The 299-nt window shown below is 47.8% G+C and carries 1 protein-coding gene; it reads left to right on the forward strand.

Going from position 1 to position 299, the window contains the following annotated elements:
* Window positions 1–54: 54 nt before the first annotated feature.
* Window positions 55–299, forward strand: a 245-nt coding sequence (locus JSN25_RS07960; RefSeq protein WP_087857466.1) for a type II toxin-antitoxin system Phd/YefM family antitoxin, incomplete at its 3' end; no start/stop codon positions are given.

The following is a 299-nucleotide window of genomic DNA, read 5'->3' on the forward strand; positions in this document are numbered from 1 at the left end:
TTTAAAAGTATCTTTTATGGCCTATACTAAAACCTCACTAAAGAGGAAAAAACCATGCCATTTTATATCCTGACCAAAACCGCTGCCAGCATTACCGATCTGAAACGTAACCCAATGGGAACGGTAAACGCAGGGGAGGGTGAAGCGGTGGCGATTTTGAACCGCAATGAGCCTGCGTTCTACTGCGTGCCGCCTGCGGTTTATGCCTATCTTCTGGAGCTGGCAGAAGACGCCGAACTTACCCGCATTGCCGACGAGCGTGAAGGTGGAAAGCGAATAAAGGTGTCTTTAAATGATCT

Source organism: Citrobacter cronae (assembly GCF_016893685.1).
Lineage (GTDB): Bacteria > Pseudomonadota > Gammaproteobacteria > Enterobacterales > Enterobacteriaceae > Citrobacter > Citrobacter werkmanii.